At 45.4% G+C, this 16,514-nt stretch carries 19 protein-coding genes; 16 read left to right on the top strand and 3 right to left on the bottom strand.

What is annotated here, in order from left to right; all coding sequences use genetic code 11:
* The first annotated feature begins 109 nt into the window (after positions 1 to 109).
* The 5 genes from SCACP_RS20460 to SCACP_RS20440 all read left to right on the top strand — a co-directional run bounded on the left by SCACP_RS20460 (position 110) and on the right by SCACP_RS20440 (position 4,005).
* Complete coding sequence (locus tag SCACP_RS20460) at positions 110 to 1,753, top strand: ATP-binding protein (protein ID WP_425059320.1); 1,644 nt, start codon at positions 110 to 112, stop codon at positions 1,751 to 1,753.
* A 152-nt stretch (positions 1,754 to 1,905) separates the two neighbouring features.
* Positions 1,906 to 2,364: a manganese catalase family protein gene (locus tag SCACP_RS20455; RefSeq protein ID WP_425059319.1), complete on the top strand. Its 459-nt coding sequence runs from the start codon at positions 1,906 to 1,908 to the stop codon at positions 2,362 to 2,364.
* A 302-nt stretch (positions 2,365 to 2,666) separates the two neighbouring features.
* Positions 2,667 to 2,885 carry a hypothetical protein gene (locus SCACP_RS20450; RefSeq protein ID WP_425059318.1) on the top strand — a complete coding sequence of 73 codons (219 nt, stop codon included), beginning with the start codon at positions 2,667 to 2,669 and terminating at the stop codon, positions 2,883 to 2,885.
* 135 nt (positions 2,886 to 3,020) lie between these two features.
* Positions 3,021 to 3,365 (top strand): hypothetical protein, encoded by a 345-nt coding sequence (locus SCACP_RS20445; protein ID WP_425059317.1) that lies wholly within the window; start codon positions 3,021 to 3,023, stop codon positions 3,363 to 3,365.
* 46 nt (positions 3,366 to 3,411) lie between these two features.
* Positions 3,412 to 4,005, top strand: a complete 594-nt coding sequence (locus SCACP_RS20440) for a peptidoglycan recognition protein family protein (RefSeq protein ID WP_425059316.1) — start codon at positions 3,412 to 3,414, stop codon at positions 4,003 to 4,005.
* 129 nt (positions 4,006 to 4,134) lie between these two features.
* On the opposite strand, the gene SCACP_RS20435 is transcribed toward SCACP_RS20440, so the two are convergent.
* The gene (locus SCACP_RS20435) at positions 4,135 to 4,344 is read right to left on the bottom strand and encodes a hypothetical protein (RefSeq protein ID WP_425059315.1); all 210 of its coding nucleotides are present in this window, start codon (positions 4,342 to 4,344) and stop codon (positions 4,135 to 4,137) included.
* A 170-nt stretch (positions 4,345 to 4,514) separates the two neighbouring features.
* Between SCACP_RS20435 and SCACP_RS20430 the strand changes: the two genes are divergently transcribed.
* The 8 genes from SCACP_RS20430 to SCACP_RS20395 all read left to right on the top strand — a co-directional run bounded on the left by SCACP_RS20430 (position 4,515) and on the right by SCACP_RS20395 (position 10,866).
* Entirely contained in the window at positions 4,515 to 5,018 is a 504-nt protein-coding gene (locus SCACP_RS20430) for a hypothetical protein (protein ID WP_425059314.1), read from the top strand.
* Between the two features lie 529 nt (positions 5,019 to 5,547).
* Positions 5,548 to 6,015, top strand: a complete 468-nt coding sequence (locus SCACP_RS20425) for a hypothetical protein (RefSeq protein ID WP_425059313.1) — start codon at positions 5,548 to 5,550, stop codon at positions 6,013 to 6,015.
* Positions 6,016 to 6,195: 180 nt separating this feature from the next.
* Positions 6,196 to 6,522, top strand: coding sequence for a hypothetical protein (locus SCACP_RS20420; protein ID WP_425059312.1), 327 nt, complete (start codon positions 6,196 to 6,198; stop codon positions 6,520 to 6,522).
* 354 nt (positions 6,523 to 6,876) lie between these two features.
* Entirely contained in the window at positions 6,877 to 7,032 is a 156-nt protein-coding gene (locus SCACP_RS20415) for a hypothetical protein (RefSeq protein ID WP_425059311.1), read from the top strand.
* Between the two features lie 24 nt (positions 7,033 to 7,056).
* Complete coding sequence (locus SCACP_RS20410; protein ID WP_425059310.1) at positions 7,057 to 7,446, top strand: hypothetical protein; 390 nt, start codon at positions 7,057 to 7,059, stop codon at positions 7,444 to 7,446.
* 479 nt (positions 7,447 to 7,925) lie between these two features.
* Entirely contained in the window at positions 7,926 to 8,687 is a 762-nt protein-coding gene (locus SCACP_RS20405) for a hypothetical protein (protein ID WP_425059309.1), read from the top strand.
* Positions 8,688 to 8,770: 83 nt separating this feature from the next.
* Positions 8,771 to 9,616 (top strand): DUF1848 family protein, encoded by an 846-nt coding sequence (locus tag SCACP_RS20400; RefSeq protein WP_425059308.1) that lies wholly within the window; start codon positions 8,771 to 8,773, stop codon positions 9,614 to 9,616.
* Between the two features lie 65 nt (positions 9,617 to 9,681).
* Positions 9,682 to 10,866 (top strand): DNA polymerase IV, encoded by a 1,185-nt coding sequence (locus SCACP_RS20395; RefSeq protein WP_425059307.1) that lies wholly within the window; start codon positions 9,682 to 9,684, stop codon positions 10,864 to 10,866.
* Positions 10,867 to 10,869: 3 nt separating this feature from the next.
* Here the strand turns inward: SCACP_RS20395 and SCACP_RS20390 are convergent, their stop codons facing one another.
* A complete protein-coding gene (locus SCACP_RS20390; RefSeq protein WP_425059306.1) occupies positions 10,870 to 11,187 on the bottom strand; it encodes a hypothetical protein in 318 nt (105 codons plus the stop codon).
* A gap of 75 nt (positions 11,188 to 11,262) precedes the next feature.
* Here SCACP_RS20390 and SCACP_RS20385 point away from each other — a divergent pair, with 75 nt between their 5' ends.
* The gene (locus tag SCACP_RS20385; protein ID WP_425059305.1) at positions 11,263 to 12,390 is read left to right on the top strand and encodes a M20/M25/M40 family metallo-hydrolase; all 1,128 of its coding nucleotides are present in this window, start codon (positions 11,263 to 11,265) and stop codon (positions 12,388 to 12,390) included.
* A gap of 128 nt (positions 12,391 to 12,518) precedes the next feature.
* Here SCACP_RS20385 and SCACP_RS20380 read toward each other — a convergent pair whose 3' ends face one another.
* On the bottom strand, positions 12,519 to 13,589 hold the full coding sequence (locus SCACP_RS20380) for a tetraprenyl-beta-curcumene synthase family protein (RefSeq protein ID WP_425059304.1): 1,071 nt from the start codon (positions 13,587 to 13,589) through the stop codon (positions 12,519 to 12,521).
* Positions 13,590 to 13,790: 201 nt separating this feature from the next.
* Between SCACP_RS20380 and SCACP_RS20375 the strand changes: the two genes are divergently transcribed.
* Together SCACP_RS20375 and SCACP_RS20370 are read left to right on the top strand one after the other, a co-directional pair.
* Complete coding sequence (locus tag SCACP_RS20375; RefSeq protein ID WP_425059303.1) at positions 13,791 to 14,825, top strand: HlyD family secretion protein; 1,035 nt, start codon at positions 13,791 to 13,793, stop codon at positions 14,823 to 14,825.
* 12 nt (positions 14,826 to 14,837) lie between these two features.
* Positions 14,838 to 16,403 (top strand): DHA2 family efflux MFS transporter permease subunit, encoded by a 1,566-nt coding sequence (locus SCACP_RS20370; protein ID WP_425059302.1) that lies wholly within the window; start codon positions 14,838 to 14,840, stop codon positions 16,401 to 16,403.
* The last annotated feature ends 111 nt before the right edge of the window (positions 16,404 to 16,514 follow it).

Here is a 16,514-nt window from a genome sequence, read left to right as displayed (position 1 = left end):
TTTTTTGGAATAAAGTTATGTTATTATAGTTGTAGTAAAGGTAAGCATGTGTGTTAAATGATGATTATTCTAAATGCTAACAGCTGGCGTTATCAAGAGAGGAGAAGTTATGAGCTTAGAGGGTCAATTAATAGATAAAAAGTCAATAAGAGCCGTTACTGGCAAGACTGCAGATTGGACCGAATTAGCCAAAGATTGTGTTGCTTTTGCTACTGCACAGGGCGGAAAACTTCTCATTGGCATCGAAGATAACGCTGATTTGCCGCCTGCTGACCAACGTGTTGATGTTGCGTTGCTGGATACGATACGCAAAAAGATATCCGAGCGCACAGTTAATGTTGCTATACTGCCAGCCATAGTTTCTGCAGACAACGGAGGACAGTATATTGAACTGGTTATTCAAAGATCACTGCCGGTGCCATCTACATCGGATGGCCGTTATTATATAAGAGTTGCTGATAGCAGCAAACCAGTTATCGGTGATGAAATACTGCGCCTTGCAAGTGAACGGTCTGCACTGCCATGGGAGACATTAACAACGCATCAAGTTCCACGGTCACGGATCGATAACACAAAAAAACAAAAATTTTGTACGGCGATTAGAGCATCTGACAGAGTAAAGCTGTCAGTTAAAGAAAAGACAGATGATGAGTTGCTAGAACACTACATGTTGGCTCGGGATCAGTACCTAACAAATCTAGGTATTCTTTGCCTCGGACGTCGCGAGGATAGGGCGCAGCTCGGTGTTGCGCCGGTTATTCAATACATTAAATACGACGAAACTGGTCAAAAAGTGAATAAGATAGCTTGGGACGACTTTAGCTTGAGCCCAATAGAAATGCTAGAGGCTGTATGGAATGAAGTGCCAGATTGGCGTGAGAGCTATGAGTATCCTGACGGACTATATAGGCAGAAAATCCCTCATTACGATGAGGTGGTTGTACGTGAGCTGTTGACTAACGCATTGGTACATAGGCCTTATACACAAAGAGGCGATATCTTCATAAAGCTCTATCCCGATAGACTGCAGATTGTAAACCCTGGGACACTACCGCTAGGAGTGACACCCCGCAACATTTTACATACGACTATACGCCGGAATGAACATTTGGCCAAAGTGTTTCACGATTTAAAACTCATGGAACGTGAAGGTAGCGGCTATGACATGGTCTATGAAGTACTGTTGGCGCAAGGCAAACAGTTGCCGGAAATTGCGGAAGGTCCTGATCACTTTGAAGTAACCATTCGCAAGCGTATATTTAATCCTCGGATCATTGATTTTATTGCCAAAGCGGATTCCATATACCAATTGAATCAACGGGAAAAAATTTGCCTGGGCCTGTTGGCTCAGAATGAAGCCATGTCAGCGTTCGAGTTGTGTAAGAGTTTAGAGTTACCCGACGCAACGTATCTTAAGCCTTGGTTAGATAAGCTAGTACAAACAGGTATTGTTCAAAGTAGTGGTCGTACCAAAGGTACAATGTATCATGTTTCTCCTGAATTAATTAAACGATTAGATTTTAAGGCTACAACGACTTTAAAGGATATTGAAGTTTATCGTTTGCAAGAGCTGGTGCTTAAGGACTTGAGTAAATATGGCAGGGCGAAAATTAGCGATATACACAATCGTATAGGTAAAGAAATCCCTCGTCGTCGTCTGCAAACCGCCTTGGCTAAATTAGTAGACGATGGGGTTATTGGCAAACAAGGCGGAAGAAAGGCTACAGCTTACGTTTGGCTGGGAAATTTATAAACGAAAAAACGCCGAAAAAAATCCTGAATGTTAATAAATAGTGTTAATAGAGTGCTTGAGTCCTTGTGTTATCTAGGTTTTTTATATACATCTTTGTTACGAAATAACTATAACATGTTTAAAAAATGCATAAAGGGTAATAGAACATACCGATGTATGTTTTAGTCCAAATACGTATTTGTTTTACTTCTTTCGGCACGGAAGAACTGGCTCATATGGAAATGATTGCCGCTTTGGTATATAAGCTTACCCAGGGGGCTACTTGTGAAGATTTCAAAGCAGCAGGCTGGGAAGGGCAGTACGTGCAACATGATTGTGCTTTATTCTGGGCTGACGCCAACGGCGTACCCTGGACGGCAAAATATATTGCCGCGCTGGGCGATCCTATCACCGACCTGACCGAAGATATGGCGGCAGAGCAAAAAGCCCGGGCAACTTATGAGCACTTGATTGCTTGTACTGACGATCCGTGTGTAAAAGATACCCTCCGCTTCCTGTGGGAACGGGAAGTTGTCCACTTCCAGCGGTTTGGCGAGACATTGAACGATGTGCAGGAATGGATGTGTAAAGCCAAGCATGTGTGGACCGGCCATAAATGCGGGTGTGATTAAGGAATTTAATTATTAATAGAGTTAAAAGTGCCTGTATTGACCCCTGGCGACAGTCAGGGGTCTTTCGATATCCTGTTCATTACTATTTACTTATTCAACTTAGCGCTTAATTATTCTTATGCTTGAATAATACCCTTGCAGCCGGTTAATCAAATTTTAAAAGAAGGGGTGGGTTCTTGACCGGTGATGCCCCTAAAGAATTTCATAGGACTTACTTCCTATAAATTTAGGACACTTGTCTTAAGGATATCTTTAAAAAATGTAGAAATGAGTTAAAAAAACAGATTTATAGGGGGACAGTGATGAATCCTGTTGTCGAACAAATTTATTCATTAAAAAATGAGATGATACATCTCGGATATGCAGAGGGAGAAGTAAACGCATTTATACATGATGTAATTGGAGATAAGACGATCGCCAGCCTAGACAGTCAAGAATGTGAGGAACTGTATGATTATTTGAGCAGTTATGTATCGTTTGCTAAAAAAAGTAAAAATTTAATACTTGGTAGTAGTAAATAAAATATACATGTAATGTAAAAAGCGTCTCATCAGGGGACGCTTTTTGTATTTACATTTTAGTTGCCAGCTTTTTTTACAGCTCAAGTAACAGGAACGGTGTTTAAGGAATATATTTACAATAAAGGGGGTGTGAGCATGATAAGTTCAAATGAATTACAAACTGTTCTTTGGGTTGCAGGCGGGCTGCTGGCGGCTAATCTTTTAGCCATGACATTATTTGTGCTGTTTGCTAAATTGCCGGAAAGCAAGTTGAAAGAGGCAATTCGAAGCATTATTTTTGAGCTTGATAAATTTGCTGACGAAATGGAAAACAGCCAAAAACGGGCCACAGCTATCCAAAAAATTAGCGATATTTTGGGTTGGCGAAAAATTCTGATTCCGTCAGCGCTCATTGGACTAATTGTTGATACCGAGGTTGCGGCAATCCGCAAAATGCAGCAGGCTACAGATGCGCCCGACTTACATCAAGATAAGGAGTAAGGCCAGCACACTGACAACCAATATTACAACACGGAGGCGATTCCAATTGAAACAAGTCATATTAGCGGATATAAAACAAATGGCTATTCAGGCTAAACCTGCTCTACTGCAGGCCGCTCAACGATATGGATGGCCGATTAAAGTTTATCTGCACTGGACGGCTGGCCATTATGACCAGTATTTTAGCGACTACCATTTTAATATTGGTAAAGATGGCTCAGTTTTTGTTAGTACGAATGATTTGAGCGAAAAAAAGAACCATACGTATTTTCGTAATAGCGGGGCTGTTGGCATCGCCGCGGCTTGTGCCTATAACGCCCATTCCTGTGGTGATTTGGGGCCAGAACCGCCAACAGACGTACAAATTGAAGCTATTGCTCAAATTATTGCAGTATTAAGCAAGGCCTTGAATATTCCGATTGATATTGAGCATTTTATGACGCACGCCGAAGCTGCCGATAATATGGACGGTTGTGATCCCGGATACGAGGAAAACGGATATCCGCAAGGCAAATACGGTCCGCAAAACAGTGTTGAGCGCTGGGATTTGTGGGTAGTCAAAGCTGGGGATAAGCCGGGGACCGGTGGTGATATTTTGCGGGGAAAAGGCATTTGGTATCAACAAAATGGTGTTGGTTGAGATTGTAAAGCGTACGTTGAAAGCGGGACAAAAAATAGCGCCGTCCTTATGGGCGGCGTTTTAAGCAAAGGGGCAAAAAACAACCCGCCATATGTTATGGCGGGTTGGAGCAGGTGAACATAGAGATAACTATGCTTCGGTATCGTCGGCTGTTCCAGAAGGACGCACATTAGTTCCTTGTTCCATTTCCCGGTCAATGTTTATCCGTGTGAGCAGATCAATTATCTGTTTGTTTTGCGTGATAATGATCTCCTGGTTTTTAATGATCTCTCCCAGCGGTGAAAGGCCAGCTTGAAATTTATCACCCAGATATTTTACAAGTTTATCGTAAGACGCCAAACCTAAAACCCCCTTTTAAATTCCTATTACATAATATTGCTATGGGGTGCGAAATGTGAGTGTTAACTTTAACGATAAATTGTATCAAGTGACATTCCGGAAAAATATTGCTTTTTTGTTTTTAAAAATATTACTGAAGTTGGTAATCTGTCATATTTTTGTCATAATTTATGGATAAAATTGTAGCAAAGGAGGTCGTTAAAAATATGAAAAAAACCGTGTTGCTAGTCCTTGTGTTATTTGTTTTGACTCTGTCTTCAACGGTGAGTGCCCGGGAGCGTCATCATGACTGGTCACAGTGGCAGTATCAGGATAGTAACTGGCATCAAGCTCATTTTATGTCAGAAAGGTCGCTGCCGTTTAAATGGCATGAGCATCCTGATCGATTCTTAGCGTATAAATACAAAATGGAGCGTATTCATGACCGTGAATTAAGTCAGAGATTTCCCGGATTACATGCCTATAAATGGCAGGATAAACAAGGCAAGGGCTTCTTTTATAACGGCCACCGCATAAAAGATGCCATATTGTTCTATAACGATTCAGATGAATTAGTAAGTGTGGGATTCATGCGCAACGGAACATTCGTTTTTATCCGTGATGATGACAGAAGCTATGAAAATCGGGATGCTTTCTTTATATCATGGTTAACAATGATGGCGCTTGCCCATTGAGATTGGTAAAACAATTTAGCCGTCCACCCTTGGGTGGGCGGCTGTTTGCTGCCATACCCGCCACCGCCGCAGTCTCAATGGCGGCGACTACAGCAACAGGAGCGGCAACGATACAGCCCACACCCATTGCAACCTTACCCGGTATGTTCCAAAATCTCCTAGCAATGCACCTCCACAAATTCAGTCGTTGTACCGGCCGGTGCTGTTATTATGGCATAAAGTGATTGATTTTAAGAGGGAAGAAGTATTACGGTTGCTGCGGGCAGCTTGACTGCCGGATAAATACAACTTACAATAATAGATAAGTTCTAACCGCAAAAGGTGAATGTGATAAAAACAAGGATGTATTTGCGAAAGTTAAATAGCGCCGAACAGCAGGAAGTGTCAGTGCAAAAAACTTGCCGTCAAACCGAAAGAATCAGTCAAACCCAGATAATGCAGGGTGAGTCCATCAATATTTTGGCACTGCGCCAACTTCAAACGGAATCGGAATTATCTGCTTGGAGAAAAGCTAAGTGAGGTGGAAATTATGAGCGATGAACGATTTGACCGACTCGAAAAGATGATAGAGCAAAACCAATATATGATGGAACAGCTCATTAAGATGGTTGGTAGCAATAATGCTGTCACTGAAGAACTAAGGCAGGATGTTTCTGTGCTAAAACAGGATGTTTCTGTGCTAAAACAGGATGTTTCTGTGCTAAAACAGGATGTTTCTGTGCTAAAACAGGATGTTTCTGTGCTAAAACAGGATGTTTCTGTGCTAAAACAGGATGTTTCTGTGTTAAAACAGGATGTTTCTGTGTTAAAACAGGATGTTTCAGTCTTGGATTCAAAACTTGACCGTTTGGCCTTGGAGACTCAAGAAGACGTCAAAGCCATGCTGCAACACATTGATAAAAAAACCGACCTTTTAGAAGATAAATTCGATGCTTTGAATGACCGTTTATTTAACCAAGAAACTCAACTTCAACGACTAAAAAAACAGGCCAAATAAATAGGATCGTGTGGCAATGGGAATTTATTCTTGCTATAAGATTCGAGCAAAATAAGCGAGATTTTTCCCGATGAGCAGTGAACTAGGCCATTGCTGCCATCATACAAGAGGATAAGCGAAACGGGAATTGAAGTATTGTACCGAATTAAACTAAAAAACCTTGATAAAAGGGAGTGCAAAATGGACGATACTCGTTTGGACCGTGTGGAAAAAATGCTGGAACAGCTTATCCAGATGGTAGGCCACAATAATGCTGTCACCGAAGAATTAAGGCAGCAAATGGATTCTATGGAAACACGCATCAATTCTATGGAAGCTAAACTGGATAATCTGGAAGCCAAAATGGAAAAAGGGGTTGTCGATGTGGTTAACATGGTTAACCTGTTAGGCACAAAAGTGGACAAGATAGATTCCACCTTTGGCAAACACTCTGATATTCTCGATGTGTTGAGTTCCCGCAGCATTAGGCATGAGGCAGCGATTTCCCGGTTGGAATTGGTGAAATAGAATAGGGGTCGAAAGCAGCTATAATAGGAGTTACATTTAGTGAACGCTTCATTGAGGCATTGAAACAGAGACCCTATATGGTGTGGATGGGTTCTAAAAAACTCAAAGGCTTACCTGACTTTTTTATTCAGGTAAGCCTTTTTTCTATATCCGGAAACAAGTCGTAATACTTGTTGTAGTTACAACAACCCAGTATTGATATATAATTATATGGAACAAATATCCAGTATTATTTTTCTAAAAGAGCAGTATTTTTCCATATAAATAATTAATAAAACACTATTACAGTCCTGCTGCCGATAGATATTGAATTTAATAGTGGACTAGGTTTTTATTAACGAACAGAAAGGGGCGATGGCTATAAGCATTACATATCTGCATTATGTTGATTTTTTGCATGACCGGGTAGGCGACAATATCCGGACTGTGGTAAACTATCGTACCGCCGGTCTCATACTCATAAAAGGCATGCAGGCTAAGGTTGCAAGCAACAGGGCATACTATGCTTAATATGACTAAGCGGAGGTATGTAGCATGACCGAAACAGATAGATTAATTACCGAAAGAGTCCTGCCCTTTCGGGAGAAGATTCTGGAGATTGTAAAAGAAAAGCATCCGTATATCTACTCGGTGGCCAATGCTGTGCTTTCAGGTAACAAGAACATGGTTGGCCTTCAGGTAACTCAAGGTGGCCGGCTAATTGGCGAATACACCTTTCATCTTGACGGTATGCATATCGAACGGGTGGATACCGGGAAATTGGATTCCGGCCTGCATCACCCGTTTTTAGGTTTAGTTAAGCCCTACGCTATTATTGAAAGAAGCGCCATTGAACGTATTCTTGCCGACGAGAATTTTTCTACCCAATTATTTGGTGCTATTACTACCTATTTGCCGGATATCACAATTAAATTTCTCAGGTAGTTACCGGGCTGGGTGTAAGATAAGCCAAGACCCCTGAAAATAATCAGGGGTTTTTCTTATGAGTGGTTGTCATACTTTTGTCACATTTTATCGATATAATGAAAGCAATTCAATCGGAGGGCTAGTACCGGTTTATTGGCAATAATTCATTTATTATGACAAACAACAATCCGGTACAGCCGCCGTTGATATATATTTTTAAATAGGTCTGGAACGTAAGCTCGGCGGAAGCCGGAGCTTATTTTTTTATTACCCGGTCATACTTTGTTTCGATTCTCATATATATTAGACAAGCTATAGACGCCGGGGGATGCGGCAGGGCATTATGCTGATTACCGAACGCCAATGCGCTTAAGGTACTGATATGAATGACACTATTGTGGGTATATTAATAATCGGGAATTTTACCGGATCATAGAAGGAAAAAGTGAGTTTGATGTCATATAAGTGCATAAAACATATATTATGGTGGTGTTACATTGACGAGCAATAGCCATTTTTATGAGAAAGCCATCCGGGATATATATGATGCAATCGCCCAGGAACAATCTGTGCGAACTCTTAATACCCAGTACCCGGCAACCATACAGGGAAAGACATCTGTCCACGCGGCTGATATTTATTGGGAATTTACCGATGGCGACATTATTTATAAAACAGTGATTCAGGCAAAAGAGACGGTAACTTTAGGCGAGTTGTTTTCCCTGGTGAGGATAATTAGAGACATACCGGGACAGACTACCGGCGTTTTAATCACGCAGCCGGTATATAAGAAAGATATTAAGGAAATGGCCGCTAATGCCGGGATTATACTTTATGAGTTGCTGGAGCCTTCAGGTCAGGACCTTTGGGAGCCGGTTGTTGACAACATTCAAATTAACGTCGACAAAGAGTGGGTTAAAAAGGAGAAAGAACGGGTTGGGCTGGGGGACGAACAGGTACAAATCAGTGCCAATCCTAAATACTCGTTTATCTATGATGAAAATGGCAACTTAGTAGATTCGGTTCAAGGTATTTTTGACAGCTATAGCAGGAAGCACCGGTCAGCCGGTACGGAAAGACGTACTGTCATCCACGAGTTTCCCGCGCCGGCTTTTTTGCAGACACATCACGAGTTAGTGCCTTTTATCAAGCTGGAAAATATAACTTTTGATTTTGCGCTGGTTAATGTCAATGAACTGTCCGGTGAAGAGATGGTTAAATATATTTTGGGCAACATATTCAAATATTTCGGACAATAGTCTAAAGAAGGCGCGAACAGAACCTAATTAAAAAGAAGTCCCTGCGGTGTCCGCGCATGGGACTTTTGACTATGAGGATCAAGATGAAAAAGATAATTTCTGCTTCCCGGCGTACCGACATACCTAAGTTTCACTATGATTGGCTGCAACAGGTTTTGCGAAACGGGGAGGCCGCAGTTGCAAATCCGCGATTCCGAGATAGGGTATACCGGGTGGATGTCCGCCCTGAGGCCGTTCATACCTTGGTCCTGTGGAGCAAGGACTTCAGTAATGTATTAAAGGCACCGATGAATCTTGAAAATTACAACCTGTATTTTCAATATACTATAAACAATTACTCCCAAGTGCTGGAACCTAACGTACCCGAATATTCGTATTCAATAAGAATACTTGAAGGGTTATTGCAAAGGTATGACCCGGTACAGTTTAACATTCGTTTTGATCCGGTTATCCTGGCTAATTGCGGGGAGCCTTGGCCTGGCGGCGGCCACCCCGAAACGGCAAGATTAAATGCCTTCGAGCGGCTCTGCCGGGATCTCCGTTCTTTAGGTATGAATGACTGCCGGCTGACTACGTCCTACATCGCCCTGTACCCTCATGTAAAACGAAGGCTGGACAATGCGGGGATACATGTACTTATGCCGGACGATTCCCGGGTGATAAGTCTGTTTGAGCAATTTGTCGGGATTGCCGAAAAGTATGATTTACGTGTTTTTTCCTGTGCTTCTCCGTTGCTGGAAAAGGTGTGCGGGTTAACAAAAGGGGCTTGTATTGACGGGGCGTTATTAGAACAAATTTTTGGGGGAAAAGTTTCAAAGGCTAAGGATGCCGGTCAAAGGAAAGCATGCGGCTGTCACCGGAGTTCAGATTTAGGCGATTACCTGAAACAGTGTAATTTTAACTGTCTCTATTGCTACTCGAATCATTGATAACTAAAGTATTGCACCAACGCAACGACAGGTGTATAATGGTAACGAACATGTGTTCTGAATAGATGTCTAAACGAGGTGAAACCATGCAGCGCTGGATTATTCATATTGATATGGACGCCTTTTTTGCGGCTGTTGAACAGCGGGATAATCCCGAGCTTCGCGGCCGTCCGGTAATCATTGGCGGTACCGGCGCGCGGGGGGTTGTATCTACCGCCTCATATGAGGCCCGCAAATTCGGCGTTCATTCGGCGATGCCGTCCATTGAGGCCAGACGGCGTTGCCCGCAGGGGATTTTTTTACCACCCAATCATGAAAAATACAGCAAAGTTTCGCAACAAATATTGAATATATTTACCGGTTTTTCGCCGCTGGTCGAGCCGTTGTCGTTAGATGAAGCCTTCCTTGATGTGACCGGGATGGAAGGAATATATCCCGATCCGGTGGACATTGCTGTCAGGATCAAAGAGCGGATCAAAACTGAGCTGGGGCTTACAGCTTCGGCCGGTGTAGCGCCTAATAAATTTTTGGCTAAGCTGGCGTCAGACATGCGAAAACCGGATGGGTTGATGGTTATTAAGCCTGGCCAGGTAGCACAAGTGCTGGCAGATGTGCCTGTTACCAAGCTGTGGGGAGTGGGCAAGGCCACCGCCCGGACTCTTGAAACATTGGGGCTTAAAACCATTGGCCAGGTTGCCAAAGCTGATCCCGAGATGCTTGCCAGGTATTGCGGCCAACTGGGGCACACGCTCCACCATTTGGCCAACGGCGAGGACGACCGTCCGGTAGTCCCGGAATGGCAGCCTAAGTCAATCGGGAAAGAGACAACATTTGCCGATAATTTGTATAGTCTGGAGGAGCTCAATACTGAATTATGGGCGCTGGTGGAGAAGGTAGGCTGGCGGCTAAGACGCCAGGGACTGAGCGGACGTACAATCACCGTTAAAGTACGGTTTGCCTCATTTCGTACCATCACCCGCAGCCGGACGGTGCCGGTAGCTGTCAATATGGACCAGACAATTTACCGCACAGCCGAAGAAATACTGGCCAACATAGCTTTAAACGAAGGCGTTAGGCTGCTTGGTGTGACAGTGAGCGGTCTGGCGACATCAGGCGGACAAATATCGCTATTTGACCAGGACGATGAAAAGCTCATGGCCGTTTCCCGGGCTGTAGATAATCTCAAGGAACGTTTTGGCGAAGAGACCGTCACCCGGGGGCGGGTGCTTGTGTCGCGGCAGCGGCACTGAATGCTAAAGCTGGGGTTTGCGGGCCAACTGCTGCCGCAGCGTATCGACAACCTGGCCGGCGTTTAGACCGGTAATATTGAGCATGATAGTGGCGGGATGGTCGTCTGTGGTATAATGGTAGTTACCAATGCTCCTGTCGGCATGGACGGGGTGACAGGTCAACCCGTCGTTCATATCAGGGCGGTAGCTGGTGTATAAATAAGCATCAGCCGTCATACCGGGCCGGGAGCGGTCGTTATTGTCAACTACCCGGAAACCGTGGGCCTGAAGTTCATGAACCAGTTTGGGATTATCGTTGGCTAACATGACTGTTTTTGGCATGAAGAGCACCCTTTCTACAAATGATAGTTTTAATATGGTTGGGTGCTTGGGTAATTATGTAGGGGGGATTTATCGATGATTAACCGGAAACGTATGCTTGACGAATTCTTTGAATTAGTGCAGATTACGTGCTCAACGCGGGCGGAACGCCAGGTAGCTGATGTTATTAAGCAAAAACTGTCCGGCTTACATATCGAGGTATCAGAAGACAATGTCGGCAGCATAATCGGCGGTAACTGCGGCAACGTCCTTGCCTTTGTCCCCGGCAATGTGAACGGTGCTCCGGGTTTGCTGCTAACAGCCCATCTTGACTGTGTTGAACCGTGCGCCGGCATTAAACCGGTGCTTGCCGACGGTGTAATCACTTCGGCCGGCGAAACCATTCTCGGTGCTGATGATAAGTCCGGAGTGGTTGCGATTCTGGAAGCCCTTAGGCTTGTTAAAGAACATAATATTCCCCATGGCAGCATTCAGGTAGTCTTTACGGTAGCCGAGGAAGGCGGTTTAAACGGATCAAGACATATTGACCCGTCCCTTTTAAAGGCTGATTTCGGTTATGCGCTTGATTCCGGCGGTTCGCCTGGTGAGATTATCAATAGGGCGCCTGGCCAAAACACACTTGCCATCGCTGTTCATGGGAAAAAAGCCCACGCCGGGGTTGCTCCGGAAGAAGGAATAAACGCTATCGTCCTGGCCGGCAAAGCATTGGCTGCGATCAAAGACGGCCTCATTGACGCTGAGACTACCGCCAATATCGGTATGATTCAGGGCGGCTTAGCTACCAATATTGTGCCTGACAAAGTAGAAATACGGGCCGAAGCCCGCAGCCGTAACAAAGAAAAGCTGGCAGCGCAGACCGAACACATGCGTCAGGTATTTGAAGAAACCGTCAAAGCCGCCGGTGGTAAGGTTGATATTAAAGTAGCCAAAGAATATGACGCCTTTGTATTGTCTGAAACAGCGCCGGTTGTGGCGCTTGCCCGCCAAGCCGCTGAAAGCATCGGCCTGAAAGCGGTCATCAAAGCTAGCGGTGGCGGTAGTGACGCTAACTACTTTAATAGTTACGGCGTACCCACTGTTGTGTTGGGTACCGGCATGTCCCAAGTTCACACCACGGATGAATTTATTAAGGAAGAAGATTTATACAACACCGGGGAACTGGTCGTGGCGATTATTAAAGCTGCCGGGCAACTAAAAAAATAAGATTACGCTTTGGGAAAGAGAAAGCGAGATTGCTTCACATATGTTCGCAATGACGGGGACAGGCCTGGGCTATTCCTAGTCATTGCGAGCGTTAGCGTGGCAATCTCGCTTTTGGTGTTTTGCGGGTTTCATAAGATATTCTTTTTTCTGAGCAACCGGCAGAGCGCATACATGAATTTTGCATATAAGCCGGCCGAATTTAGCAGCTGGTCACGAATAGTCCGTTCGACCGGGAGATTGGTTTTAGGGTCGGACAAATACATGGCGAAAAGCCCGCTAACGACTGTTTGGGCAAAGGCTGATTCAGGCAGTGTTGCAGCCTGGTTGCGCGCCTGTTGTCCGAAATAGGTTAGTCGCATCAATGTTTCCTGATTATCGTTATAATAGGAAACAAAATTGAGGTCGCCGCTTAGCCGGTCTTCAGCACGGTCGATGAAATAATCTAATAAAATATGTAAGCCGTTAATCCAGGGAAAGTAGGCGGCGGCAATTTTTTCGACCTGTCCGGCAGTGAGCAACGGGTTATATGCGGCGGCGCACAGCATGAACATGCCCAGCGTTGAACCGGTGGCCGCGGCAAATTCCCAGGGGGTAATCTCCGGATAGCGGGGCAGGTGGCCGCCAATCCAGTCGAGCATTTTTTGTTCGCGGACCATAGGATCAAGGTGCTTATAGGTCTGAAGTTCACTATACAGCCTGGCCTGGCGTAGTATTTCCGTTTTAACCAAGTGATAGGACGGTAGTTTTACTATTTCTTGCCGGCAGGTTTCGACCAGGCAATTCAGATAGCCCCCGTCATCTTTAAACCGGTAGGCCGCATAGTAGTCATGCAACGGTGCGTCCGGGTCAAGCGCGTCAGTCATTGCCAGGTGCAGTTGACGGAAAGCTGTCTCGTCAGTTACTCCTGCCCGGTCGCACAAATTGTCGAGATAGTCGCTTATTGTTTGCAGGGCTACTACCAGCCGGACAAAATCGCGGGCAGGCACACCTTTATACAGGCTATAGACACTGCCACCCTGACAATGGAATTTTTTGGTAGAAATACTGGCTAAGGCCTGATCGGCGAGTTCACGCATACCGTGTTCGGCGGCAAAGCGTTTCCAGACGACAAGCTCGCGGTCAACGAGGGGAAATATCTCCCAAATAAATCGGGTTAAGAGTTTAAGGCCGGAGGCTGTATTGACTAAAGCCGTAACCATGCTTTCCTCCTTAAATAAAGCCATATTTACTGATCTTATTGTAGCGCTATATCTATATTTTGGCAATGTATCCAGCCTATGTAAGCCGTGTGAAAATTGAAAGCCGGGATGCATGCAAAGATAAAAATTATTATTGACTGATTGCTATGGACAGGGTAAAATTTTTTCATGATTGACTGACTGGTCAGAAGGGAGATATGCATGCAAGAAAAAGTAGATACAAAAGCCAATGGCAAGCCCAAAAAACTAATCATTGGACTGTTAATTGCCTTTTTGTCAGCCGGGGCAGTTGGCGGCGGCTGGTGGTGGTACGAGAATACTCGGTATGTAAGTACCGATGATGCCCGGGTGGGGGGAACGATCGTCAGTGTCAGCCCCAAGATTGCCGGAAGGATAACCGAACTATTGGTTAAAGAAGGTGATCGAGTAAAAGCCGGGCAGATAGTGGCTAAAATTGACCCGCGGGACATACTGGCGCAAAAAGCGCAAGCCGAGGCTGCCTTGGCGGCCGCTAAGGCGCATTATGAAGAATTAACCGCAGGTTCGCGGCCGCAAGAAATCGAACAAGCCCGGTCACAAGCCCAACAAGCCCGGGCTAATCTCGATAATGCTCAGAAAAACTATGAGCGGGTGCAAAAACTATATCAGGAGGGGGCGGTCAGCGCGTCGCAATTAGATAACGCCGATACCGCTTATCAGGTCGCCCGGGAAGCCCTGAGCGCCGCTATGGAAAAGGCTAATTTGGTTGAGGCCGGCTCCCGTGAGGAATCAATCAGAGCGGCAGCCGCTCAGGTAAAACAGGCTGAAGCCGCCCTGGAAGCCGCCAACGTAATGCTTGATAATACCACTGTTGTCTCGCCGGTAGACGGTACGGTGGCCGTTAAGTCGGCCAATGCCGGGGAAGTGGTTAGTGCCGGGCAGTCGATAGTTACGATTGCTGATCTTAATGATGTCTGGGTTAGCGCCAGGGTTGAAGAGACCAAAATTGGCAAAATCAAGGTGGGGCAGGAGGTAGAATATACTGTTGACGGTTATGGGGATCACAAGTTTACCGGTACCGTTTATGAAATTGGCAGTGCGACAAATTCGGTTTTTGCCCTCATCCCCACTGAGAATTCTTCAGGCAACTTTACTAAAGTGACCCAGCGTATTCCGATTAAGATCACCGTGCCGCAAGACAGCGGGTTTGTTTTCCGTCCCGGTATGTCAGTTTATATTAAAATTCATGTCGGTTAAGGGGGCGGGAAGATGACCATTCCGCGCCCTAACATCAACGAGTCAACTTATAAATGGTGGGCTCTTGGCGTAATCATCATCGGCGGCTTTATGAGCATTCTTGATACCAGCATCGTTAATATCGCCATCCCGAAAATGATGGCCGTCTTTTCCGTAGACACAGATAAGGCCCAGTGGATACTGACTGCGTATATGTTGACAATGGGTGTCATCCAGCCTGCTACCGGCTATCTTTGTGATGTTATCGGCACCAAACGGATGTATTTATTTAGTCTGGCGGTGTTTACCGTCGGTTCGCTGCTGTGCGGCGTTGCCTGGAGTAATGACAGCATGATTGTATTTAGAGTCATCCAGGCTATTGGCGGCGGGCTTATCGTCCCTGTTACCATGTCGATTGTTTATCAAATATTCACTCCGCAGGAACGCAACATGGCAATGGGAATCTGGGGTATTTCGGCCATGGTGGCGCCGGCAGTGGGCCCGACGTTAAGCGGCTATCTTGTTGAATACTGGGACTGGCGCTGGATATTTACCATAAATATCCCGGTAGGGATTATCGGCTATATTCTGGCTGTCCTTATTCTTAAAGAGACGCCGGTATTTGCCCACCGGAAATTTGATTACGGCGGTTTTGTCACTTCGGCGCTGGGACTGTTTTGCCTGCTGCTGGCCCTGAGCGAAGGAGTGGACGAAGGCTGGACGTCAGCATATATTCTGACCCTGCTGTATATTGCGTTTGCCTGCATCGTGCTGTTCGTACTCATCGAAATCAACCATCCGGAGCCCATTCTTGATCTATCCTTGTTTAAAGACTGGAACTTTACTTTTAGCACCATAGTCAGTTTTATTGGTACCATTGGCTTATATGGCGGGATATTTATGGTGCCCTTATTTATGGAGAATATGCGCGGCAATACGGCTATGCAAACCGGTATGCTGATTTTTCCGTCAGCCGCCACTGCCGGCTTGATGATGCCGATAGCCGCCAAGCTGGCTGATAAATTTGGCGCCAAGCCTGTTGTAATTGCCGGTTTGGCGTTACTGACACTGGGCTCACTGGAACTTAGAAATGTTGATCTGGATACGGCAGACAGAACCATTGTGCTGATAATGATGCTGCGCAGCGCCGGCTTAGGATTGTTTATCATGCCGGTTACAGTACTCGGGATGAACACAGTGCCGTTACCGAAAATCAGCCGGGCTTCATCGCTTAACAATGCGGTACGCCAAGTAAGCGGGTCAATGGGTATTGCCATTTTAACCACGGTACTGCAAAACCGTCAAATCTTTCATCTAAATCAAATTGCCGAAGGTTTTACTGTAAGCTCCAAGCCTGCCATGAATATGGTAGCATATGGCGAGCGCTTGTTTGCCCACGCGGGCACCGGCGGCAGTCTGGTTCATATAAAGGCGCTGGCGCTTATGGCGTCTACCGCGCAACAGCAATCTTACGTTTTTGCGTTTGACGACGCCTTTTTGGTACTGGCCGTAATTTGTGGCATTGGAACTTTGGCGGCGCTGATGTTAAAGCCGGCGAAACGCCATGCCGGCGGACAAGCAGTGGTAATTGCCGATTAAGCATAAGACCGGAACTGGTAGGGTTTAGCCAGATTCCGGTCTTGTTTTTTGGCTATTCTGGACAGATTTACAATGGCCGTAACGACAAGGTATGTACTTGGGACGGTCAAT

It is taken from the genome of Sporomusaceae bacterium ACPt (assembly GCA_041428575.1).
GTDB lineage: Bacteria > Bacillota > Negativicutes > Sporomusales > Sporomusaceae > Sporomusa_D > Sporomusa_D carbonis.
The sequence above is the reverse complement of the archived record's forward strand: the minus strand, read 5'-3'. Positions and strand labels throughout refer to the sequence as shown.

Bases quoted from the DNA above. Each gene is read 5' to 3' on its own strand.
- SCACP_RS20455 (WP_425059319.1), top strand. From the start codon at position 1,906: ATGTATGTTTTAGTCCAAATACGTATTTGTTTTACTTCTTTCGGCACG.
- SCACP_RS20410 (WP_425059310.1), top strand. From the start codon at position 7,057: ATGACCGAAACAGATAGATTAATTACCGAAAGAGTCCTGCCCTTTCGG.
- SCACP_RS20460 (WP_425059320.1), top strand. From the start codon at position 110: ATGAGCTTAGAGGGTCAATTAATAGATAAAAAGTCAATAAGAGCCGTT.
- SCACP_RS20370 (WP_425059302.1), top strand. From the start codon at position 14,838: ATGACCATTCCGCGCCCTAACATCAACGAGTCAACTTATAAATGGTGG.
- SCACP_RS20380 (WP_425059304.1), bottom strand. From the start codon at position 13,589: ATGGTTACGGCTTTAGTCAATACAGCCTCCGGCCTTAAACTCTTAACC.
- SCACP_RS20420 (WP_425059312.1), top strand. From the start codon at position 6,196: ATGGACGATACTCGTTTGGACCGTGTGGAAAAAATGCTGGAACAGCTT.
- SCACP_RS20385 (WP_425059305.1), top strand. From the start codon at position 11,263: ATGATTAACCGGAAACGTATGCTTGACGAATTCTTTGAATTAGTGCAG.
- SCACP_RS20445 (WP_425059317.1), top strand. From the start codon at position 3,021: ATGATAAGTTCAAATGAATTACAAACTGTTCTTTGGGTTGCAGGCGGG.
- SCACP_RS20395 (WP_425059307.1), top strand. From the start codon at position 9,682: ATGTCTAAACGAGGTGAAACCATGCAGCGCTGGATTATTCATATTGAT.
- SCACP_RS20375 (WP_425059303.1), top strand. From the start codon at position 13,791: ATGCAAGAAAAAGTAGATACAAAAGCCAATGGCAAGCCCAAAAAACTA.
- SCACP_RS20430 (WP_425059314.1), top strand. From the start codon at position 4,515: ATGGATAAAATTGTAGCAAAGGAGGTCGTTAAAAATATGAAAAAAACC.
- SCACP_RS20450 (WP_425059318.1), top strand. From the start codon at position 2,667: ATGAATCCTGTTGTCGAACAAATTTATTCATTAAAAAATGAGATGATA.
- SCACP_RS20390 (WP_425059306.1), bottom strand. From the start codon at position 11,187: ATGCCAAAAACAGTCATGTTAGCCAACGATAATCCCAAACTGGTTCAT.
- SCACP_RS20425 (WP_425059313.1), top strand. From the start codon at position 5,548: ATGAGCGATGAACGATTTGACCGACTCGAAAAGATGATAGAGCAAAAC.
- SCACP_RS20400 (WP_425059308.1), top strand. From the start codon at position 8,771: ATGAAAAAGATAATTTCTGCTTCCCGGCGTACCGACATACCTAAGTTT.
- SCACP_RS20415 (WP_425059311.1), top strand. From the start codon at position 6,877: ATGGCTATAAGCATTACATATCTGCATTATGTTGATTTTTTGCATGAC.